General features: G+C 41.5%; 23 protein-coding genes. 10 read left to right on the top strand and 13 right to left on the bottom strand.

All coding sequences use genetic code 11. From position 1 onward, the window contains the following. Positions 1–102 precede the first annotated feature (102 nt). Positions 103–1,605 carry a patatin-like phospholipase family protein gene (locus D0T92_RS06555; RefSeq protein WP_151051318.1) on the bottom strand — a complete coding sequence of 501 codons (1,503 nt, stop codon included), beginning with the start codon at positions 1,603–1,605 and terminating at the stop codon, positions 103–105. Positions 1,606–1,660: 55 nt separating this feature from the next. Beyond that, positions 1,661–2,290, bottom strand: coding sequence for a glycerol-3-phosphate 1-O-acyltransferase PlsY (gene plsY / locus D0T92_RS06550; protein WP_151051316.1), 630 nt, complete (start codon positions 2,288–2,290; stop codon positions 1,661–1,663). Positions 2,291–2,354: 64 nt separating this feature from the next. On the opposite strand from plsY, the gene folB reads away from it, so the two are divergent. From folB to D0T92_RS06515, 7 genes are all read left to right on the top strand, one after another. Continuing rightward, a complete protein-coding gene (folB, locus tag D0T92_RS06545) occupies positions 2,355–2,711 on the top strand; it encodes a dihydroneopterin aldolase (RefSeq protein WP_151051314.1) in 357 nt (118 codons plus the stop codon). A gap of 137 nt (positions 2,712–2,848) precedes the next feature. After that, on the top strand, positions 2,849–3,469 hold the full coding sequence (locus D0T92_RS06540) for a flavin prenyltransferase UbiX (protein WP_151051312.1): 621 nt from the start codon (positions 2,849–2,851) through the stop codon (positions 3,467–3,469). Between the two features lie 286 nt (positions 3,470–3,755). Beyond that, entirely contained in the window at positions 3,756–4,262 is a 507-nt protein-coding gene (locus D0T92_RS06535; protein WP_151051310.1) for a hypothetical protein, read from the top strand. A 357-nt stretch (positions 4,263–4,619) separates the two neighbouring features. Continuing rightward, the gene (locus D0T92_RS06530) at positions 4,620–5,117 is read left to right on the top strand and encodes an acyl-CoA thioesterase (RefSeq protein ID WP_151053008.1); all 498 of its coding nucleotides are present in this window, start codon (positions 4,620–4,622) and stop codon (positions 5,115–5,117) included. A gap of 181 nt (positions 5,118–5,298) precedes the next feature. Further along, positions 5,299–6,087, top strand: coding sequence for a polyamine aminopropyltransferase (locus D0T92_RS06525; protein WP_151051308.1), 789 nt, complete (start codon positions 5,299–5,301; stop codon positions 6,085–6,087). 52 nt (positions 6,088–6,139) lie between these two features. After that, positions 6,140–6,478, top strand: coding sequence for a (2Fe-2S) ferredoxin domain-containing protein (locus D0T92_RS06520; protein WP_151051306.1), 339 nt, complete (start codon positions 6,140–6,142; stop codon positions 6,476–6,478). Positions 6,479–6,537: 59 nt separating this feature from the next. Continuing rightward, positions 6,538–7,176 (top strand): alpha/beta hydrolase, encoded by a 639-nt coding sequence (locus D0T92_RS06515; RefSeq protein WP_151051304.1) that lies wholly within the window; start codon positions 6,538–6,540, stop codon positions 7,174–7,176. A 61-nt stretch (positions 7,177–7,237) separates the two neighbouring features. On the opposite strand, the gene narI is transcribed toward D0T92_RS06515, so the two are convergent. The 4 genes from narI to D0T92_RS06495 all read right to left on the bottom strand — a co-directional run bounded on the left by narI (position 7,238) and on the right by D0T92_RS06495 (position 12,616). After that, positions 7,238–7,921 (bottom strand): respiratory nitrate reductase subunit gamma, encoded by a 684-nt coding sequence (gene narI, locus D0T92_RS06510; protein WP_151051302.1) that lies wholly within the window; start codon positions 7,919–7,921, stop codon positions 7,238–7,240. Between the two features lie 3 nt (positions 7,922–7,924). After that, positions 7,925–8,593: a nitrate reductase molybdenum cofactor assembly chaperone gene (narJ, locus tag D0T92_RS06505; RefSeq protein WP_151051300.1), complete on the bottom strand. Its 669-nt coding sequence runs from the start codon at positions 8,591–8,593 to the stop codon at positions 7,925–7,927. Then, positions 8,593–10,158, bottom strand: a complete 1,566-nt coding sequence (narH, locus tag D0T92_RS06500; RefSeq protein WP_151051298.1) for a nitrate reductase subunit beta — start codon at positions 10,156–10,158, stop codon at positions 8,593–8,595. The genes narJ and narH overlap by 1 nt, the downstream gene beginning before the upstream one ends. Before the next feature lie 343 nt (positions 10,159–10,501). Next, on the bottom strand, positions 10,502–12,616 hold the full coding sequence (locus D0T92_RS06495; RefSeq protein WP_151051296.1) for a lytic transglycosylase: 2,115 nt from the start codon (positions 12,614–12,616) through the stop codon (positions 10,502–10,504). 222 nt (positions 12,617–12,838) lie between these two features. Between D0T92_RS06495 and D0T92_RS06490 the strand changes: the two genes are divergently transcribed. Then, a complete protein-coding gene (locus tag D0T92_RS06490; protein ID WP_151051294.1) occupies positions 12,839–13,552 on the top strand; it encodes a class I SAM-dependent methyltransferase in 714 nt (237 codons plus the stop codon). Between the two features lie 104 nt (positions 13,553–13,656). Here D0T92_RS06490 and argH read toward each other — a convergent pair whose 3' ends face one another. Beyond that, positions 13,657–15,039 (bottom strand): argininosuccinate lyase, encoded by a 1,383-nt coding sequence (gene argH / locus D0T92_RS06485; RefSeq protein WP_151051292.1) that lies wholly within the window; start codon positions 15,037–15,039, stop codon positions 13,657–13,659. 46 nt (positions 15,040–15,085) lie between these two features. Here argH and D0T92_RS06480 point away from each other — a divergent pair, with 46 nt between their 5' ends. Next, complete coding sequence (locus D0T92_RS06480; protein ID WP_151051290.1) at positions 15,086–16,126, top strand: sensor histidine kinase; 1,041 nt, start codon at positions 15,086–15,088, stop codon at positions 16,124–16,126. A 146-nt stretch (positions 16,127–16,272) separates the two neighbouring features. Here the strand turns inward: D0T92_RS06480 and D0T92_RS06475 are convergent, their stop codons facing one another. The 6 genes from D0T92_RS06475 to dapF all read right to left on the bottom strand — a co-directional run bounded on the left by D0T92_RS06475 (position 16,273) and on the right by dapF (position 21,682). Next, positions 16,273–16,788 (bottom strand): lectin, encoded by a 516-nt coding sequence (locus D0T92_RS06475; RefSeq protein ID WP_151051288.1) that lies wholly within the window; start codon positions 16,786–16,788, stop codon positions 16,273–16,275. A 382-nt stretch (positions 16,789–17,170) separates the two neighbouring features. Then, the gene (ychF, locus tag D0T92_RS06470) at positions 17,171–18,262 is read right to left on the bottom strand and encodes a redox-regulated ATPase YchF (protein WP_151051286.1); all 1,092 of its coding nucleotides are present in this window, start codon (positions 18,260–18,262) and stop codon (positions 17,171–17,173) included. Positions 18,263–18,432: 170 nt separating this feature from the next. After that, the gene (cysK, locus tag D0T92_RS06465; RefSeq protein ID WP_151051284.1) at positions 18,433–19,365 is read right to left on the bottom strand and encodes a cysteine synthase A; all 933 of its coding nucleotides are present in this window, start codon (positions 19,363–19,365) and stop codon (positions 18,433–18,435) included. A 202-nt stretch (positions 19,366–19,567) separates the two neighbouring features. Next, positions 19,568–20,173 (bottom strand): hypothetical protein, encoded by a 606-nt coding sequence (locus D0T92_RS06460; protein WP_151051282.1) that lies wholly within the window; start codon positions 20,171–20,173, stop codon positions 19,568–19,570. Between the two features lies 1 nt (position 20,174). Continuing rightward, entirely contained in the window at positions 20,175–20,834 is a 660-nt protein-coding gene (locus D0T92_RS06455; RefSeq protein ID WP_151051280.1) for a DUF484 family protein, read from the bottom strand. Beyond that, complete coding sequence (dapF, locus tag D0T92_RS06450; protein ID WP_151053007.1) at positions 20,834–21,682, bottom strand: diaminopimelate epimerase; 849 nt, start codon at positions 21,680–21,682, stop codon at positions 20,834–20,836. The genes D0T92_RS06455 and dapF overlap by 1 nt, the downstream gene beginning before the upstream one ends. 689 nt (positions 21,683–22,371) lie before the next feature. Between dapF and D0T92_RS06445 the strand changes: the two genes are divergently transcribed. Beyond that, positions 22,372–22,716, top strand: coding sequence for a TonB family protein (locus D0T92_RS06445; protein WP_151051278.1), 345 nt, complete (start codon positions 22,372–22,374; stop codon positions 22,714–22,716). Positions 22,717–22,883: the final 167 nt, after the last annotated feature.

Genomic DNA, 22,883 nt, shown 5'->3' with positions numbered 1-22,883 from the left:
TTGTATTAAAAATTGTGTAAAACGAATTATACCGAAACCCTATAAGGATAGCAAAGCATTCCTCAGCATCAGCCAATTTTATGTTGTATATCAAGACTCAGTTTAATCACTAACTTGTCCTTCAGATACAGCCTGATAATCTTCCGGGGAAATAAAATCAGTTAATTCTGCCTGCTTGCCTAACTGGTTTTTATCCTGAGCATTAATCTCAGCTTCAACTTCAGGCTTGGCAGACAAATCTCTTAACAGCCGTTGGTATTCTGACGATTGAGCTAATAATATTCGGGCAGCTTTTTTCAAATAGTTAATATCTTCAGGCGGCAGATAAAAAGTAGTAGGTATATTTAAAACATTGGTTCGCAAAGGAGACTCTGGTAAGTCACGCAAATTCAGGCTCACAAAATATATTCCTGCCCTATTTGGCCGCTCTCCATCACCTATACTTTCATTCCATTCATCAACGTAAGCTCTAAAACGACGTAATGACTCTTGCGAATATTTATCAATCGGAATATCAACTACTGCGCTAACCACATCTGCCACCCCGGGAATAGCGGCCGATTCATCGATATTTTTCTTGATTTGGTTTTGTGCATTAACATTAATAATAATAATCTTGCGGATATGCTCATTAGCCATCTGATGCTGCAGCATACTGCTGGTGCGGCTATCAGCCACATCTAACAGGCTTCGCAAACCTAAATTATCAGTTAAACCGCCATCTAGCAAATGAATATAGGGGCGTTTACGACTATCGCTATATTGCTGTAAATCACGGGTAAATTCACGGTGTGTTTCATATTGATGGCGCTCACTGTTTTCTTGCTCTGCCTGTTTCACCTGTTTAGGTATAACATAACCGCAGTTGCCGCCATTATTATTCAATGTAATAGGACTAAACACCAAGGGCACTGCACTGGAAGCCGCCACAGCACGGGCGATACGAAGCTGTGACAGATTTAAACACATCATATCGAAAAATTCTTGAGTAAAATCTACCCTGCTGCCGGCAGCCATATCGGTGGCGGAGATAACAGCAAACGGCCCTTTACGATGTTGATCTAAATCGCCAAAAGTGGTTTTTTTAAACAAAGTATTTTCAAATTGTTCTTGTAGCAAATCACCTCGACCATATTCAGAAGAGGTTAAACGCGGCAGATTAGCTAAAGAAAATACCTGTTTTGTGAACTGCTTTTGAAAATTCTGCTTTAGAAACAAATACTCAAAAGAAGGAACTGTCTCTGCACCATATAAAGAAAAATACGCTGCCAGCACCGAACCACCGGAAACGCCATAGACCATATCGACATTATCCATCAAATTAGTCGTTTTTCCACTTACTATGACAGGTTGTTTTTTAAAAGCTTCCAACACGCCATAACCCAGTGCGGCTGCTCTAGTCCCTCCTCCTGAGAACATCAGAATCATAAAAGTATCATCTTGTGCACGCCGGCTTAAAGCTTTTTCCAGACGGTATCCCTGCTCTTTATCAATATGCTGAATTGTCTGCAATGGCCGAAACTGAACCAATGTACAGGCCGATATCAGAAACAACCCGGACAAGGCCATATATTTTCTAAGGCCGTCTGAAAAATATTTTCTCATATTTTCAATGCTCCTTAAGCCAATGAAAAAAAGCAGCATAGCTGCTTTTTATCCATTATTCGGATTTCCCTTTATCTACTGAACCGGCTTTTTCACCAATTCTGCCTTCTTCTCCCTTAATTAACTTATGAATATTTTCTTTATGTCGGTAAAGTACTAAGAAAGCAATTGCCACTGTACTCCATACCCAAGACATATAAGGCATGAAAAAATATGCCGCAACAGGGCTGATAACCGTCGCTACCAAAGCCGCCAAAGACGACACTCTGAAACCTAAAGCCATAACCAGCCAAACAGCAGCGCAAACCAGTGCTGTCGGCCATGATAAAGCCAATAAAACACCTAAAGCCGTTGCAACGCCTTTGCCGCCTTTAAAGCGGAAAAAAATCGGCCACATATGCCCTACCAATGCGGCAACCCCGACAAGGCCGATGGTGACATGATCTAAGGCAAAAAATTCTTGCAGGTTAAGCGCAAGTAAAACGGCGAATAATCCTTTGAGCGCATCGCCCAGCAAAGTTAAAGCAGCCGCCTTTTTCTTACCACTTCTTAATACATTGGTTGCACCCGGATTGCCGGAACCATAAGTACGCGGGTCTGCCATCCCATAAAACTTAGACACAATAACAGCAAAAGAAAGCGAGCCGATTAAATAGCCGCCGATAATAACCAATAAATTAAACATTACAGAAGCTTTGGTTTGTTTTAAAATGAACCGTAATTTTAACGTGAAAACGGCGTAACACAAAATGGATAAAATCTTTTTACACGGTATTAAAGCCGATACGCTTATCGGTTTATATGACTGGGAGCGCACACGCAAACAAACGCTGATATTAGATTTAACCATAGGCATACCGGAAAAATCTGCCGCAGATGATAATATCAACCATACCATTCATTATGCCGACGTATGTGAAACAGTACGCAATAGTTTGAAAGTACAGGAATTTCTACTATTAGAAGCACTGGCAGAACATATTGCCGAACTTGTTTTGCAAGATTTTGGTGCCCAATGGGTGAAAATCCGCATTGTCAAACCCGGCATTTTGCCCGATGTTCAAGAAGTCGGTATTGAAATCGAACGCAGTGTTGATAATAGTTAAATAAAAATTTTTTATGACTCAAGCAAACCGATTTGATTAAAGGCCGTCTGAAATCCTGATTATGTTTTCAGACGGCCTTACACAATACCGTATCCTATCAAGTTCCCTATTCTTATTGAAATCATAGGTCAAACCATATGAGCAAATATCCCCATCCGATTCAAACCGTTACACTGGCGCTAACCGGTGCATCTGGCATGCCTTACGGCATAAGGCTATTAGAATGTCTGTTGCAAAGTGGAAAAACAGTATGGCTTTTATATTCGCAAGCAGCGCAAGTTGTTGCACAACAAGAAATGAGCCTTACTCTGCCCGCTTCCGCAGCAGCCTGCCAAACTTTATTATGCGAAAAATTTAATGTCCGCCCCACACAACTGCGCGTGTTTGGTAAAGACGAATGGTTTGCCCCGCCCGCTTCCGGCACCAATCCTGCTGATGCCATGATTATCTGTCCGGCCAGTATGGGCGTTGTTGCCGCCGTGGCACATGGTACCTCCGACCATCTTATTGAGCGTGCCGCCGACGTATGCTTAAAAGAACGCCGCCCATTGGTGATTGTACCCAGAGAAGCCCCGCTATCTACACTTCACTTGGAAAACCTGCTCAAACTCTCCCGTTTAGGCGCGGTGATTCTGCCGCCGGCAGCCGGTTTTTACCATCATCCGCAAACCATTGATGATTTGATTGATTTCGTGGTTGCCCGAATTCTTGACCAACTACATATTCCTCATACATTAATGCCTAAGTGGGGCGAATAAACTATTTGTCTACAAAATTAAAAATTTGCCCTATTATTATTCCAAAATGAAAAAATAGTTGACAATATAGCCATATTCCTTTCTAATGCCCACTTATGAAAACATTAAACATTCGCCCCTTTGCTTATTTTTATTGGTACCACACAAACGTGCGGTACTCTTTTGCGCTTGTCTGAAACCATACAGATAAACCCAAGCAAACGCGAAAAAGAAGCCGCCCGAAAACCAGGCGGCCTTTTTTATTGCTTTGCCGCCTGTCCCCTAATACCGCAGGAGCAAGTTAGAAATGAAACCCGCAACATTACCGACACCACCGAAAACCGAGCCTTTGCAAACCATCCATATTATTGCCGACAGCAATATACACCGCCCCGATTTATGCGCCCCCGGCGTACCACAAACACAAGGTATTCAAATCAGTGAATCCCTTCTGCCGCAAATCCGTACCGTTGCCACGCTAATCGCCGCAATGCGGCATGATTTCAGCGTTCGCAGCCCGGAAGTCTTTACCGAAGAAGCCGATTGGTTTGCCGCACGGATTATCGTATTAGGTGTACGCCGCTTCCATCTCGATATCACCTTGTTGCCCATGCTGCAAACAGCCAACCGCCGCGCCCGCACATTTGCCGCTTCACGACAATTGGCGTTTACACCTGCAGAAATGCGCATGAGCCTGCATGCCGGGCGGCCTGCCAATCTGTTGATTGCCGAAACCATTCTGCCTGTTCAAAACAGCGGCGGTATTATCAACAATAGCCGTGCGCTACAAACCTTAATCGCATCACAAAAATAATAATATGGGGTTAATTAATTTTTGCTATTGCACGGTCAATATACTAGGCATAAACCTAGCCTCTACCCTTTGTTGCGGATAAACTTTCAGACGGCCTTAAGGCCGTCTGAAACATTTAAATAATTGTATTTAATTAAATTTTTTCAACACTCTAGCCCATTAAAATTCAACGCCGATAGAGAATATTCCAAATAAAGTTGATATAACACCATACTAAAAAATATTACCTAAGATGGAAAAATATACATTTGGCACTATATGATAAAAACCGACGGTTTCCATATATTCAAACAGTATTTTTCAGACAATACGAAACCGCTTCAAACCACTTTACCCCAAATGAAAGAATCATTGATTATGGATATACACACCCCTACCGCACTTCAACATGAATTACAAATGTCTGTTTTAATGACCCCCGATATGGCGAACTTTAACGGCAATGTTCACGGTGGCGATTTACTCAAATTACTCGATCAAGTAGCTTATGCCTGTGCCAGCCGTTATAGCGGTCATTACTGCGTTACCCTTTCCGTAGATAAAGTCACCTTTAAAGAGCCTATCCATGTTGGTGAATTGGTAACCTTTTTAGCCAGCGTTAACCATGTAGGCCGTACTTCTATGGAAATCGGTATCCGTGTCGAATCACAAAACATACACGACCGCACAACCCGCCACACCAATAGCTGCTATTTCACTATGGTTGCCATGCATGATGGCAAGCCCGTCCCTGTTCCACCACTAGAACTGAAAACAGCATTACAACATTGCCGTTTTGAAGCTGCCGAAAAACGTAAAATACTGCGTTTGCAGGCCGAGCAAACAACAACTGAGTGTGACGCCCTCTCAAAATAAGTAACCATTTATATATGTGTGAAACAGCTTCCCTATTCTTTAAATGCTGTTTCACACATACCACCAAACCATAATCTTATTCGGTTAAGGTTTTAGTTTATGGTTGCAAAGGCCGTCTGAAATCCATTCACATAAGTACAAACTGTATTAAAATACCCCCTTTCTTACACACAATCATTTTATGGCTCATCACCCTTACCGCCGCCTACGGGCGCAAAAAAACGAACTGCCCGAAGTCGGTATTTCCGAAACGGGCAATATACGTTCGCTACATTTAGGCAGCGCTACCGTACAAAGTTCGATGAACCTTGATCACCCTGCCGAACTGGTATTGTCATACAGCCGGGCCATGATGGGTTGGCTGCTATTCAACGATCAGCCCCGCCACATCACGCAAATCGGACTTGGCGGCGGCTCTTTCGCCAGATGGATTGATGCCTATCTGCCTAACACACGGCAAACCGCTATTGATATCAATCCGCAAGTGATTAATGTAGCCCGCAATCTCTTCGAGCTACCTTTTGAAGATGAGCATTTTGAAATTATCGAAGCCGATGGTGCCGAATATATTAAAACCATGCTCGGCAGCACCGATGTGATTCTAACCGACGGATTCGACGGCGAGCAGATTATTGATGCTTTGGTAGCAGAACCTTTTTTTGAAGATTGCCGAAGAGCACTTTCCGAAAACGGCATTTTCGTAACTAACTGGTGGAGCGGCGACCGCCGTTACCAACGCTTTGTCGAACGACTGTTGAATGTTTTCGAGGGTCGTGTGTTAGAACTACCCGCCGAAAGTCACGGCAACGTTGCCGTTATGGCCTTTCAAAGCAGCCCTAAAGAACAAAATATCGACAAACTTAAAAAACGGGCTGAAAAACTAACAACACAATATGATATTGATTTAAAAGGAATGTTGTCCGCATTAAAAGCCAACAACCAAAACAACGGCAAACATTTTTATCTATAATACGGCTTAAGGCCGTCTGAAACGCCGCACACCGAAAAAGAAGGCAAAAAATATGAGCTATTTCGACCGCCATTTATTTATTTGTGCCAATGCCCGCCACGATGCCTGTAAACAAAGTTGTAACGACAACGATGAAGCGACAACGGCCATTGATTTTATTCGGGGCAATGCCAAAAAAATGGGTTTAATCGGCCCCGGCAAACTACGCATCACCCAAACCGGCTGCCTCGGCCGTTGCGAATCGGGCCCGCTGATGGTTATCTACCCGGAAGGGCGTTGGTACACTTATGTTGATGAAGAAGACCTACAAGACATCCTTGATCAGGATTTGGTACAAGGCCAGGCTGTCGAGCGACTGCTTATCGACCCGCCGGAAGCGGAAAACGAATAAGGCCGTCTGAAAACATTTTTAGATACATTTTTCCAACCCATTCACACCAAGAGCATATTATGTTGAAACCCGTTGATAAAATAACCATTCCCGGCCCTGTCGGTGGATTAGAAACCATTTATCTACCGGCACAAGGTGAGGAACGCGGCGTTGCCGTTATCAATCACCCAAACCCGCTACATGGTGGCACCAATACCAATAAAGTGATACAAACCGTTGCCAAAGCATTGAATACACTTGGCTTTCATTGCTATCTACCGAACCTTCGCGGTGTTGGTAATAGTGACGGCGAGCATGACCACGGTCAGGGCGAAACCGAAGACTGTATCAGCGTTATCGACTATGTCCGGGCACAACACCCAAAAGCATCCCAACTGATTATCAGCGGTTTTTCATTCGGCGGTTATGTTTCCCTTTTTGCCGCCCAACAGCGCAACCCCGATTTGCTACTTTTAATGGCGCCTGCCGTTAAATATTATGACCGTATCACCGAACCAAAGGCTCCTGATACGAATAAAACCTTACTTATTCACGGTCAGATTGACGAAGTCGTACCGCTTGAAAATGCTTTCAAATGGGCAGAGCCCCAAGAATTGCCGGTTATCGTGATTCCAGAAGCTTCCCATTTTTTCCACGGCAAACTAATTGCGTTGCGTGATACGGTTTTACGTTTTGTACCGTCCGTACTCAACACTTAAAAATCCATATAAAACAGGCCGTCTGAATATTCAGACGGCCTGTCTTGATAAATATGTATGATTAACGGCGCCGAACCAACTGCCATGCCCGTCCTAAATAAGCGACACTGGCAAAACCGCTCCATACATGCACCATACGGGTGAACGGGAAAATCAGGAAAAAAGTCATACCCATAAAAATATGCAGTTTAAACAAGATATTCACATCTTCCATATAAACAGGCGCCGAACCACGGAAAGTCACGATATGCTGTGCCCATCTCATTAGTTTCACCATTTCCTCACCATCGGTATGCCCCATGCTGACAAAAATAGTAAGCAGACCCAAGCTTAGCGTTATAATCAACCAGATTAATACCAGTTTATCGCGCCAAGTGCTGTTAGCGGCAAGGCGTTCACTTTTCAGACGGCGTTGTAATAAAATAATCAAACCGATCATGGCAATAATGCCGAAAACACCGCCCATCACCATCGCAAAAATCTGTTTAGCACCATGAGACACGCCGATAGCATCCCAAAACCACAACGGGGTAAGCAAGCCGAATAGATGGCCGAAGAAAATAGCCAAAATCCCAACATGAAACAAAATATTGCCTAAGCGAAGCCGCCCGTCGTATAAAATCTGGCTGGAATCGCTCTTCCACGAATACTGCTCGCGATCAAAACGAACCAAACTGCCTAAGAAGAAAACAGCCAAGCAAATATAAGGATAGATACCGAAGAAAAATTGGTTAAACGTGTTCATGGTTTATGCTCCTTTTAAGGCCGTCTGAAATGCGGCTTTAGGATAAAACTGTATGGTTTCGACCGAAGGCCTCAAGAGAGGCTCGATACCTGCAATATCAGGACCGAACGTTTCCATGGCTTCATCCATATCACGCACTGGCGGCTCGGTAAGCGGCATCGGTCGGATTGGGCTGAGTTCGGTCAAGCCTTGCAACAAAACAGCATAAGGTGAATCATTTCGTGCCAGTTTATTACCGATATGAGCAATCACATGAACTGCATCGCCCAACAGCTTTTGCGCATATTCGGCCGGCACCTGACTCAAATATTCCAATAATACAGGCAGATAATCAGGCAGTTCTTCATCACCCAATTCAAAACCGCCGCTACGGTATTCCTCTAATAGATCGACCATAGCACTACCACGGTCACGGTCTTCTCCATATACATGCTCGAAAATATACAGTGCATGATTACGGTTGCGATCGAAAGTCGCGACATAATTTTCTTGCAATTCGCGCAGACTATGGCTGTTTAAATAATCTAAAAACATTTGCAGACGGCCTGCCTGACGGCTAAGCTGCGGCCATTCGTTTAATGCCGTCTGAAACTCGGGTAAAACCTCAATTAACTCGGCTTCCGGATAACACAAAAGCGCAGAAAACCATTGATAAACAGGATAAGTATCCATCAGCGCACCTCTTCTTTTTCCTTACGGTTTTCTTCAACATCTTTTCGTAAACCATAAAAAACAATCGGCGCACCTTTTCGTTTACCAAATAAGCTTTCACTACTTTCCCCATCCGAACAACCATTGCCGAATGTAAAGCCGCAACCTGATTGATCATTAAAACTGTTTTCCACCATTTCTTTATGAGAAGTCGGAATAACAAAGCGATCCTCATAATTGGCAATGGCCATGGTTTGATACATATCTTCAACCATTTCAGGTGTCAGCCCCGTACCTTCCAATGTTTGTGCCAATGTTTCACCATGTACCACTTGTCCGCGTTTGAAACGGCGCATGGCAATCATGCGTTCCAATGCGAATTTAATCGGTTCCACTTTGCCGGCGGTCAGCAAATTGGCCAGATAACGCAACGGGATACGCATTTCATCCACACTCGGAATAATGCCGTTTTCACCCACTAAACCGTTTTCAATGGCAGATTGAATCGGCGATAACGGCGGGATATACCAAACCATTGGTAAGGTACGGTATTCGGGATGCAATGGGAAAGCAACTTTCCATTCCATCGCCATTTTATAGACCGGTGATTTTTTAGCCGCGTCAATCCAACTTTGGCTGATACCTTGTTTTAAAGCCTCGCGTTGTACTTCGGGATCGTGCGGATTGAGAAACAAACCCAATTGTTGTTCATACAAATCTTGCGGATTTTCGATAGAAGCAGCCTGCTCGATTTTGTCGGCATCATATAACAACACACCTAAATAACGAATGCGGCCGACGCAGGTTTCCGAACAAACCGTCGGCTGACCGCCCTCGATACGCGGATAGCAAAACGTACATTTTTCCGCTTTACCACTGGTCCAGTTGTAATAGATTTTTTTATAGGGGCAGCCGGAAACGCACATCCGCCAACCACGACATTTATCTTGGTCAATCAATACAATACCGTCGTCTTCCCGCTTATAAATACTGCCGGAAGGACAGGATGCGACACAAGTCGGATTCAGGCAATGCTCGCATAAGCGCGGCAAATACATCATGAAAGTCTGTTCGAATGCGGCATGCATGTCTTTTTGAATGCCTTCAAACAAAACATCTTTCGCCCGTTTTTCGAACTCACCACCCAAATCGTCTTCCCAGTTTGGCCCCCACTCTACTTTGTCCATTTTTTTACCGGTTAATACCGATATCGGGCGTGCTGTCGGCGGCGTGGACATTTTCGGTGCGTTTTGCAGATGCTGGTAGTCATAGGTAAACGGTTCGTAATAATCATCAATCTGCGGCATATTGGGGTTGGCAAAAATATTGGCCAAAATCTTTAGTTTACCGCCCTGCTTGGGAACCAGTTTGCCATCAGGTTTGCGAACCCAACCGCCGTTCCATTTGCCCTGATCTTCCCAGTTTTTCGGAAAGCCGACTCCGGGCTTGGTTTCCACATTATTGAACCATGCATATTCGACACCGTCGCGCGAAGTCCACACGTTTTTACAGGTAACGGAGCAGGTATGGCAGCCGATACATTTATCTAAGTTCAAAACCATGCCGACTTGTGCTCTTATTTTCATTATCGTGTTCCTTTTGGGTTGGCTGTTCAAACGGCATATTTCACACCGTCTGAAAGTAGCTTTTAAGAAATAGCGGTTTTATTTTTATAGCTTTTTCACTGATAAAAGCTTAGTGGATAGCACGCAAGAAAAATATGCCCCGAAAGCGCAATCAGAAACAGCAAAATAATGTGTATTAAATGGCTGGAATAAGGGGATGGGTAGTTCTTTAGAAGTAGATTGATGAATAAAAACGCCTGAAGATTTTCAGACGGCAGCCTTGTATTGATTGTGTAGATATTCTCTAATTGCTAAAAAAAACACCTGAAAATATTCAGGTGTTTTATATGGATTCACATTTACTTTAACTGCCGATCAATCTTAAGCGTTGTCCCGGTTTTACTGTACGTGTATTACGGTTCCAACGGCGGATATCATTAATATCAACATTAAAACGGCTGGCAATCGTATTTAAAGTATCGCCTTTGCGAACAGTATAAGAAACATTACGTACCGCATTACGCTGAACGGCCGCAGCAGTTACTTTCAATACCTGTCCTTTGCGGATACTGTTACCTTTAATATTATTAACGGTAATCAAATCTGCAACACTGACGTTATACCGTTGAGAAATATTAAATAGCGTATCACCAGTCACCACTTTGTGCGTATTATTGGCTTGCATTGCAGCCTCATTAGCACGTGCTAAGCGTGCTTCAGTACGTTGCTGTTGCTTGATACGGTTCGCAGCAATACGCTCTGCACGAGATTTAGCTGCTGCCTCTTCCGCTTCAGATTGAGCCAGAGAGTTTTTAACACGCTCAGCAGCATCTAAACGCTGTTGCTCCGCATCATTAACCAATGCTAATAACGGGTCTTTAGACTCTGAGGTATTATTTCTATTAGTCAGGTTAATTTCAGTAATCGCGACATCTACTGGATTATCAGAAGGCGCCGGCTGATCCGGTCCCGGTGTTGCTGAAGTTTGAGTAGGCAATCGCAACGGTTCCGTAATAGCTACCTCAATACTGTCTGCTGAAAGCTCAGGGGCTTCAATAGTATTTGAAGCAATTTGAATATCACTCTCAAGGTTTGCAGTATTCGACTTACCTGTATCGATTAATGCCTGATTTTGAGCAATGAGTGCAGCAGCAATGGAGATAGATTTTGAAGCCGTATTTTGTTCCGGTTTAATTTCCGGTTTCGATTGCTGTGCCAAAATGGTAATAGGTGAGGAATTCTGACGATCAGAATTACTATTAATTTCTTGTAAAGAAGTTAAATTGGTTTTATAGCTATCCGGTAATTTTTTATTGGTTGCAGCAACATGTATAAAGCCTGAATTATCAGGAACTACCTTATCATTTTTAGCAACTAAAATATTTTGAGTAGAATTGAAAACGTCTGTACTTGGTACATATTGTCCTTTCAACTCTGCTACAGTCATTCCTGCATCAGCGGCAATCCGGCTCAAACTAATTTTTCCGTTTGCAGCATAAGTTTGCCAAGAGAATAAATTTTCAGGTTTGGTATTACGGTAATTCTTCTCAAATGTAGAAACAGCATGAGCAGGAAGAAGTAGTTTACGATTGGTTTTCGGAACAAATACCGGTGCATTAAAAGCAGGGTTTAGTGCCAAGAATTCACTTTCACTAATATTGGCCAAACGTGTAATAGCCTCGGTATCCATCGGCCTATCAACACTAATTGCTTTAAAGTAAGGTTTGTTTTCGATTTCACTCAAACCGATTCCGAAAGATTCTGGATTATTAACAATATTTCGAACAGCAAGCAGTTTAGGCACATAATTGCGGGTTTCGGCAGGCATTTTCAAATTTTCATATACCGGCTCCAGCCCTCGGGCACGTGCACGTTTCATTGCACGGCTAACGTTACCTTCACCCCAGTTATAGGCAGCCAATGCCAAAGACCAGTCACCAAACATGCCATGAAGATATTCTAAATAATTTAATGCTGCATCTGTGGCAGCATAAACATCATGACGACCGTCATATATTGATGTACGCTCCAAACCAAAGTGGCGGCCGGTTGCGGGCATAAATTGCCATAAACCGGATGCACCCACATGCGATTTGGCTTTAGTGACAAAAGCACTTTCAATAAAGGGTAATAATGCGATTTCAGCAGGCATATTGCGTTTTTTTACTTCATTCGCAATATGATACATATAAGGTTTGCTGCGGTTGATAGTACGGTCGAAATAAGCACGACCGGCAGAAAATTTACTCTCGTGACGCCGTACTAATTCAGAGTTGACTTCGGCCATCTGGAAATTTTTACGCATTGCACTCCAGAGGCTTCCTCCCGTTGTCTTTTTTTGTACTTGGTCGAGTAATGATGAATTTAAACGCATCATTGCCATACCTGTTTGGTTAGAAGTTGCTGCGTGACTGTATGCCGCACCTGAAACCGCAGAGACACCGGTTACGGCCAGGGCTATTGATTTTAATTTGGCCATAGTTTTAAATAAAATATGAATAGTTAATTTGAATGTATCGGATAGTAATATTTTTCACATAATATCGTCAAGATTTTATTGTAAAATAAACAAAATAAAATGAAATATTTTAAATATTTACCATCAAAACTATATAGATAAAAAATGATTTTTACCTAAACTAAATATGAGGTTATCATTTAACTGTAGGTATGGTATAAAATAAAAAAGAGTTTAATTCTAATGAGATATGAGCTTTTAAAAAAATGGTTTTTAGATAACCCTATCGGTTTATATACTGCCGACTGGGAAAAACGTTTTTTCAAACGCCATACATCCAAACAAAAAACTATAGGCAAAATAGTACAGTTTGGCATGGAAGATTGGCTAAAGCTGTCTGAAAATGATATCTGTGTATATCGTGACATTTTGATGCAGCCTGATTTTTTAGCTTTTCCTGACAGTTCTCTAAGCTTATTGATCATGCCCCACACATTAGAAATTAGTGATAGCCCTTATCAAACATTAGTAGAGGCATTTCGCGTTCTCGAACCTGAAGGCAAATTGGTTATCAGTGGTTTTAACCCTTATTCTTTATGGTATTACAGGTTTAACGGTAAAAAACTACCTGAAAAACAACACTGCCAACCACTTGCAAACTTAAAAAAACAAATTAAATCATTAAATTTTGAGATTGAACAAGGCCAATTTATGGTCTATGTACCCCCGGTAAAAACTGAACAAGCACTAAAGCGCTGGCAATTTATGGAAGCAGCAGGAAACCGATGGTGGCCGTCGGCAGCAGCAGTTTATGGTTTGGTTTTGCAAAAACGTATAGTGGGTGTGAAACCATTACCTGAATGTGAACATACGATGGAAAATTCAGATGAGATGGTAGCGGCTATGGCTCTATCTACTAACGGATCACTCAAACGACAGCAGAACAAAGATACTTAAATAATAAGTTAGTAATTTTTGATTTTATAATCTTAAAAAATCATACTGTTAAAAGGCCGTCTGAAAACTTTCAGACGGCCTAACATATTCCAATCACAAATATATCAATCTGCTAATAAACCTCTCCAACGTTTCACTTGCAGCTGAACTTGCTCAGGAGCTGTCCCACCGATATGGTTACGGGCATTCAAACTGCCTTCAGGTGTTAAAACATCATAAATATCTTTATCAATCAGATTGCTAAAGCTTTGCAAGGTTTCCAAAGGCAAATCGCTCAAATCCACTCCTTCAGTATCGGCATGACGTACCGCTAATGCAACGGTTTCATGGCTGTCGCGGAAAGGCATACCTTTTTTCACCAAATAATCCGCCAAATCTGTTGCCGTCGCGAAACCCTGCAACACGGCCGCACGCATGTTTTCAGGCTTAACGCTAACGCCGCGCATCATATCGGCATAAATACGCAAAGTATCAATTAATGTATCTACCGTATCAAACAAAGGTTCTTTGTCTTCCTGATTGTCTTTATTGTAGGCAAGAGGTTGGGACTTCATCAGCATTAACAATGTCGTCAAATGGCCGATAACTCGGCCCGATTTACCGCGCACTAATTCCGGCACATCCGGATTTTTCTTTTGCGGCATAATCGAAGAGCCGGTACAAAAGCGGTCGGCAATATCAATAAAGCCGAAACGCGGGCTCATCCATAAAATCAACTCTTCACTCAAACGACTCAAGTGAATCATCAACAGACTGGCTGCGGCGGTGAACTCAATTGCAAAATCCCGATCGGAAACAGCATCTAATGAGTTCTGACAAATCTGTTCGAAGCCTAATAACTCAGCAGTGGTTTCCCGTTTAATCGGATAAGTGGTACCTGCCAGTGCAGCCGCACCCAAAGGCATACGGTTAACACGCTTGCGGCAATCGGCCATACGCTCATCGTCACGACCCAACATCTCAACATAAGCGAGCATATGATGACCAAAGCTTACCGGTTGTGCCACTTGAAGATGGGTAAACCCCGGCATCACGATATCTGCATTTTTTTCAGCCAAATCAACCAATGCCATTTGCAAATCGTGAATCAATACTTGAATATCACTGATTTGGTCGCGCAACCATAAACGGATATCGGTGGCAACCTGATCATTTCGGCTTCGTCCGGTATGCAAACGTTTACCGGCATCGCCAATTTTATCGGTTAGTCGCCGCTCGATATTCATGTGGACATCTTCCAAATCCAACGACCAAATCATTCGTCCGGCATCTATTTCTGATATAATATCGGCCATTCCTTGGCGGATAGCGGATAAGTCTTCCACACTCAATACACCTGCCTGCTGTAACATCTGTGCATGAGCCAAAGATCCTTGTATATCCCACTTTGCCAGACGTTTGTCGAAGTCGATTGAGCCGGTATATTTTTTTACCAGTTCGGATACGGGCTCATTAAAACGCCCCGACCAAGTTTTATTATCACTCATAAATTAATCCATTCGCTTATAGTATCTAAGAGAGTTTGTTGTAAAGATGCCTATTATACGTCAAATACAATCTTGGTTTGTACTGCCTGATTTTCGAAATTTCGGCACAATTTCGCGCCTAATTATGACCGGAATATTGGCTTTGGTTTTATACCCTTTAATCAGTGGTTCAAGTGCAAGCTATTTGGAGCAGCTGTATATCCATTCTGCTTGGACAGCTCCGACATTATTATTGATTTTGATTAAAGGTTATATACTGGTTAGCGTATTTCCTCGCATTATTGAATCTAAATGGGCTGTATTAATTTTTCATCTTACTGATTTAGCAATATTTTCATTCATTGATTGCGTGATTTTAGGTGAACGGATGTACTTTTGGCAGCACTTCTTTTTATTTAATATTTTTGCTTTTGGTTTTATGTATTCCGAAGCTTCACGCCGATATAGTCTCGTACCTTCACTTTCAGAAGCACGGTTAAGTGCACTAACAGCACGCATCCGCCCACACTTTCTCTTTAATAGTTTGAATGCAGCTATCAGCCTTATTAGATTAAGACCTTATGATGCCGAAACCTTGCTTGAAAACTTAGCCAACCTTTTCCGTGCGCAACTACGGGACGGTAGCCAAAACAGTACTTTAGGTCAAGAAATTGAATGGGCTCAAGAATATATTGCCATTGAACAGATTAGGATGGGGCACACACGCGTTCAAGTGATGTGGCAACACCATGCTCCTGACGATGCGGAAACCCCCCACTTGCTGTTGCAACCTTTATTAGAAAATGCCGTTTTTCACGGAATCGAATCCACCCATCGCCCCGGCTGCGTATCTGTATTAACCACCCGTCAAAAACATTGGATTTATATTCGGATTGAAAACCCATATGTACCGACGGAAAGCCAAGAAAATGCCAAACCGCATAAAGGCAATTCAATGGCATTGCACAACCTGAAAGAACGCCTCGCCTTAATGTACGACAATGATGCCGTAATTAAAAGCCGACAGCTTGATGGTATTTTCCGTGTCGATATCCGTTTACCTTATCGCAAAAAATCTTCAGATTTAAAGAATTTATTTGGTGGTTAAGATTAGTTATAACCAATTGTATTTAATATATTATTAATATAAAAGGCCGTCTGAAATCTAATTTTCAGACGGCTTTTTGAAATATAGGCTTATTTACTTAAACCCTAAAAATAATATAGTTTTAAACCATAATTACTGCCAAGTCATTATCGGTATGAAACTCGGAATCTTTGCCCTCTGCTACCATCACAACGATACATTCGTACACGGTTACCACCCTTACCCGTATCCAAACATTTTCCATTCAATGCACTACGGATAGTTTCCCCATCACGGTACCATTTTTGGTTATCCCCACCATGGCAAGCATAAGCAATAACAGGGGCCCCATCTCTTCTTTCAGCTTCAGCAATATCCAAACATAGTCCATTTACACGGAGACTATTATTTTTAAATGTAAACCTTTGATTGCTTTGACCATGGCAATTATAAGAAATAATATCTTTACCATTGGCACCGCTCAGATCCAAACACTTACCATCTACATTTTGAATACGGAAAGTTCGCGTATTTTCAGAAGGGTAATGGATTCTCGGATGGCGTTTAGGTGCGGGTTGCCCACGCGGATGTTCATGGGTTTCAGGAATGCTATCTGTATCACCGATATAAATGCAACCGGTTAATAAAACAGGCAGTAGGAATAAAGCTTTATTCAAGTTCATTTATTATCCTTGTTTTTAATTTAAAAAAGTTTGATATATCAATAAAATAAATCCGTGATTTAATTCTTAATCACTTAATAAGAATTTTTTACCCAATCTATTTTTTACAATAACTATATTATTAATTTTAAATAGTGCTCTATATTAATGTGAATATTGTATAAAGACGTATACTTTATGTTAAATATGGTATGCAAAAAGAATAAATATATCTTTTATAGAGCCAGATCAAATATTATATAAATTATCATCAAGATGATAATTTATATTTTATTAAATATTGAGGCTGCATCAGAATCTTTTTTATCTGATACAGCCCATTTGATATAAATTTATTTCAGCCTTTATAAATAGGCCTTAAAAAATTGATTTTAAATGTTGCTTAAACATTAAATAAGAAATGAATTACATCACCGTCTTGCACTACATATTCTTTGCCTTCCGCACGCATTTTACCAGCCTCTTTGGCTTTGGCCTCACCGCCTAGTGCAATAAAATCATCATAGGCAATCACTTGCGCGCGGATAAAACCACGTTCGAAATCGGTATGAATCACACCTGCTGCTTGCGGCGCGGTATCACCTTTATGAATAGTCCATGCACGAACTTCTTTTACACCAGCGGTAAAATAAGTTTGCAGGCCGAGTAAATCATAACCGGCACGGATAAGGCGGTTCAAACCAGGTTCTTCCAAACCCATTTCAGCCAAAAACTCAGCTTTCTCATCATCTTCCAACTCGGCAATTTCACTTTCAAGTGCCGCGCAGACAGCTACAACAGGAGCATTCTCTCGTGCTGCTAATTCTTTTAGACGGTCATAATGCGGGTTGTTTTCAAAACCGTCTTCAGCCACATTGGCGACATACATCGCCGGTTTGGATGTCAGTAAAAACAGCGGGCGCAATAAAGCGATTTCGTCTTCATCTAATCCGAACGAACGTACAGGCTTGCCTTCATTCAGATGCGGCAATAGCTTTTCAAGCAGTGCCACCAATTTTTGGGCATCTTTATCACCTGATTTGGCACGTTTACCTTCGCGCACAATGGCTTTTTCCACACTACCCAAGTCAGCCAGTGCCAATTCGGTACCAATGGTTTCTATATCGGCAATCGGATCGACTTTACCAGAAACATGTACGATATTGTCATCATCAAAACAACGGACAACGTTTACAATAGCATCGGTTTCCCGAATATTAGCCAAAAATTGATTACCAAGGCCCTCGCCTTTGCTGGCACCTGCTACCAATCCGGCAATATCGACAAACTCAACAATAGCAGGCTGTATTCTTTGCGGTTTAACAATGGCAGACAGCGCATCTATACGTGGATCAGGTACTTCGACAATGCCGACATTAGGTTCGATGGTACAAAAAGGATAATTAGCAGCCTCAATACCGGATTGGGTTAACGCATTGAAAAGAGTAGATTTGCCGACGTTGGGCAGGCCGACGATGCCACATTTTAAGCTCATATTTAATTCTCGAAACAAATGTAAAATTTAACGCGGGATTGTAGCATATTGTGGAGTAACTGAATAATACCAACCGACCTAGTATTTTTTCAGACGGCCTTCAATTAGCAAGCATAAAAAAGAGGCCTTTAAAAAGCCTCTTCTCAATATATTAAATGCTTAATACAACTTTAAGCCAAATCGGCAAACAATGGTGTAGAAAGATAACGTTCTCCGTAAGATGGTATTAATACGACGATTAATTTATCTTTATTTTCCGGTTTTTTTGCCAATTCCAAAGCGGCCGATACAGCAGCACCGGAAGAAATGCCGACCAAAATACCTTCTTTTTCCGCCATCAGCCGGGCGGTTTCAAAAGATGCCTCATTAGAAGCTTTCATTACAGTATCGTAGATTTTAGTATTTAAAATACTGGGCACAAAACCGGCACCGATACCTTGAATCGGGTGCGGGCCTTTTTCACCACCACTTAATACCGGAGAAGCTTCCGGTTCTACGGCCACAATCTGTACTTCTGGTTTGCGGTCTTTTAACACTTCGCCTACACCTGTTACCGTACCACCGGTACCGACACCAGCAACAAAAATATCCACTTGGCCATCGGTATCTTTCCAAATTTCTTCGGCTGTGGTTTCTCTATGAATCTGAGGATTGGCACTGTTATCAAATTGGCGCGGCATAAAATAAGTATCCGGATGCTCATCTACCAAAGATTGTGCTTTGGCAATCGCACCACCCATACCCTCTGCAGCAGGAGTAAGAATTAATTCGGCACCATACGCACGTAATAACATACGACGCTCTTTACTCATACTCTCCGGCATGGTAATTACCAACTTGTAACCACGCGCAGCGCACACCATAGCCAAACCGATACCGGTATTGCCGCTGGTGGCTTCAATAATAGTGGTATTTTTATCAATCTTGCCGGCTTTTTCTGCTTCGTCAATCATAGCGATAGCAATACGGTCTTTAACACTGCTGCCGGGATTAAAAAACTCCAACTTGGCAACGACACGACCGGGTAAGCCTTCAGTTAAACGGTTTAATTCGACAAGCGGTGTATTACCTATTAAGTCGGTAATGCTGTGTGCAATATTCATAATAATTCCCCAGAGTTCAATTAAAGTGTAAATCGTAAAGTGAAGCTATCTAAAAAACCAATAATTTATTATTCTTAATTTATAACTTTTAGTTATAAAAAATAATTATTTTTAAATGATAGGATAAGTACACTATTTTTAACTCTCTACTCCTATATTTTTTATGCCAAAATACCAATATCTACGGAGACGTACTATATAGTTAAACATGGCGAAAATTCAACAATATCCAAACAATATAGGCCGTCTGAAATATTAAAGCCAAAAAAAATCCAAGTTGCAACTGACGACTACTAAAATAGTTGGACGGCTCCTTTAAAATCATTGTCCGGTGAATATAAAAAATCATCATTATCACACCCTGCATCACAAACCAACCTCCGGGTTCCAAAGCATACATCTGCAAAAAAGCCGGTAAGACATAAGGCGTGATACCGATTGGAAAACGACTATAAACGATCAACAACAATAAAAACGATACCAAACTCATCAACATACTGCTGACAGCAAACAGACTGATAAAACCGTTGCTACCTACCGCATACCACATTTTTCCCTCAGGAAATCTACGCCATTGATTGACAAAGAAAAACAAACTAGCCAAGGCAATATAAAAATGAGGAATATACAATGGTGCAATATGAGTCAGCCCCCACAAACCCGGCAATAAACGTAGGCCGACAGCACTAAAACCAACCCATAACAACACACTTCCCCAAATCCACTGAAACTCACCGGAACGATAAGCGGCAACTAGAAATACTGTGATATAAACCGCTAAAAACCATAAATTCAACCCTGGCATCATTTTAGCGGTAACCCATAATGCGCGATAAAGCAGCACCTATCGCATCAGCCATATATTGAACCGAATCAGTTTCCAAGCCTGCAGCAAAGCGATTGACATCACTATCAGCCGCTAATAATACCGCACCGGTTTGTTTGCCAACCAAAATGGGCAATTGTAAATAACTTTCCGCCACAATATCGCTTGATGGCAATAACTTCTTTATCTCTTTGCTTATCTTGGTGCCTAAGATAGGTTTTGTCATCGCCAAAATTTCTTCACGCACTTTTTTACCGCTTACCATATCCTCGGGAATACGGGCTTTAGCTTTTTTAGGCTCGGCAGCAATCACTAATTTAAAAAGCTGCAAGCCAAAATCTTTTTGCAACGATTTATATAAGGCATCAGCCAACTGTCCCACCGTATTCACTTTTAATAATTCAATATCCAAAGCAAACTGACGCAGCATAGTATTTTGATTGGCTTCGGCATCTGCCATCATCAACGTTAATTGACCGGCCATTTTTTCAATTTTCAACTGTGACTCAGCCAATTTGGCCTGTGCAAAAGAACGAACCTTGTCATCTCGCAAGCGCACACCTAATTCAGCCGCATGCTCTACCAAAAAATCAGGATGTTCTTTTAAAAAATCTAAAACATTTTGTGGGTTTAAATTATTCATTAGTATTGCAACTCACCTTCAAATACAGTTTCAACAGGGCCCGTCATCATAACATCCGTCCCTTCTTGCCAAGTAATATACAAATCCCCCCCAGGCAAACTGGCTCTTACAGGAACACCTGCCTCTAATAAATCAAGACGGACACCCGCAACCACAGCCGCACAAGCCCCCGTTCCACAAGCTTGTGTTTCACCGACCCCACGCTCATAAACACGCAGGCGGATATGCTGTTTATCAACAACCTGCATAAAGCCGACATTCACACGCTCCGGAAATTGTTCATGCGACTCAATCGCTTCTCCCCAATGCTCAACCGGCGCTGTTTCCACATCATCAACCATAATCACTGCATGGGGGTTGCCCATATTCACACAACTGACCGGTACAGATTCTAAGCCGATCAAAACAATATGAGTCACATCATCTTCAACTTCATCTGATGCCGGTGTAAACGGAATTTCAGACGGCCTAAAACGCGGTTTCCCCATATTCACGGTCACCAAACCCTTCTCCGTCAATCGTGGCACAATAATACCCTTTGCCGTTTCCACTACAATTTCATGTTTATCGGTCAACCCTTTATCTACTACAAAACGTACAAAACAACGCGCACCATTACCACACTGTTCAACTTCACTACCATCAGCATTAAAAATACGATAGCGGAAATCGACTGCATCCGATTGCGGTTTTTCCACTAATAAAAGCTGGTCGAATCCGATACCCTTATGGCGATCCGCCCATTGAGTCAGTGGGGCATCCGTGGGATCAAACGACTGACCGATTCCGTCGATAACCATAAAATCATTACCTAAGCCATGCATTTTAGTAAATTTCAATGTCTTCATCATATTTCCTTACCATAACACCGGCAATCTTCAAAGCCGTCTGACAAACCAATCAGATTCTACACGATAATGCGCTTGATTATATGTTATCAGCAACTTAAATTTTTGGATAACCACTTAAAACCCTCTTTATTACCCCGAGATAACAAACACAAAAATAGTTATTTAAATTATTATTTAATATTTTTACCATAATCTTCAAATATGTATCCAACATAAGCAATTAACAGAAAAATCAGACACCTTTAAACTTAATAAAAATTGCACCTTATGAAGCTGTTTGAGCTATTTTTCTCAGACAGCCGTTCATCATTACTTACACAATCAACTACCTTAAAGTTGTAAAGACGAGACAATCGGACAATAAAAAAGACAAACGGCAAAGATAATGTTTTTTACCATTTACTCACAAAGTACCAAAGCAAACAGTTATTTATATTAAAAGAACAAGAATAATAATTAATAAAAATATAATTTTTATAAATCACATAAAAACCGATTATCCTGTTTTTATGCCAATTAATTTAAATTTTTCTTGCCGTATAGATAATCTTCATACAGAATAGATAACGAAACAACTTAGAACCAAAAGTTATTCCCCAATAAGGAAATAATGGTTTTTGTTTCAAAACTTCTAAATAAAAATGGCCAAACACATTACTCAGGCATATTTGCCAAAAGGATAATATATGAAAATCAAACATGTCCTACCCATTCTAACCGCTTTTGCCTTTTTCGCCGGCACTCAAATCGCTTCAGCCCAAAATGTTACATTCCATGATAGCAATATCAACAGCAAAGCCGATGGTGACGTTGCTATGAGTATCAGTATCGGCCCTACCGGCGAAGTGAGTAATGCCCGTATTGTCCGCAGTAGTGGCTCTGTTACTATCGATGAAGAGGCAATCAACTGGATTCAATCACAATATATGCGCCCTGTTACTATGAATGGTGATGCTATTCAATTTAGCGTTATCAAAGAAATTAAATTCAGCAATACAGCTCCTATTCAACAGGCCGGTTTAACAGATTAAATATATTCCCCAAAATAAAAGGCCTGCTGCACTTTTCGTGCAACAGGCCTTTTTATCATTTGTAACACATCTCAATCAACAATATTAATATATTGCTAAGCCTTTAAAATAATTAAAATTTATAGCATTAAATACAATATCTGCACCCTACTCTTTACCAATACTAA

The sequence above is a fragment of the Neisseria zalophi genome (assembly GCF_008807015.1).
GTDB classification, from domain to species: domain Bacteria; phylum Pseudomonadota; class Gammaproteobacteria; order Burkholderiales; family Neisseriaceae; genus Neisseria; species Neisseria zalophi.
The sequence above is the reverse complement of the archived record's forward strand: the minus strand, read 5'-3'. Positions and strand labels throughout refer to the sequence as shown.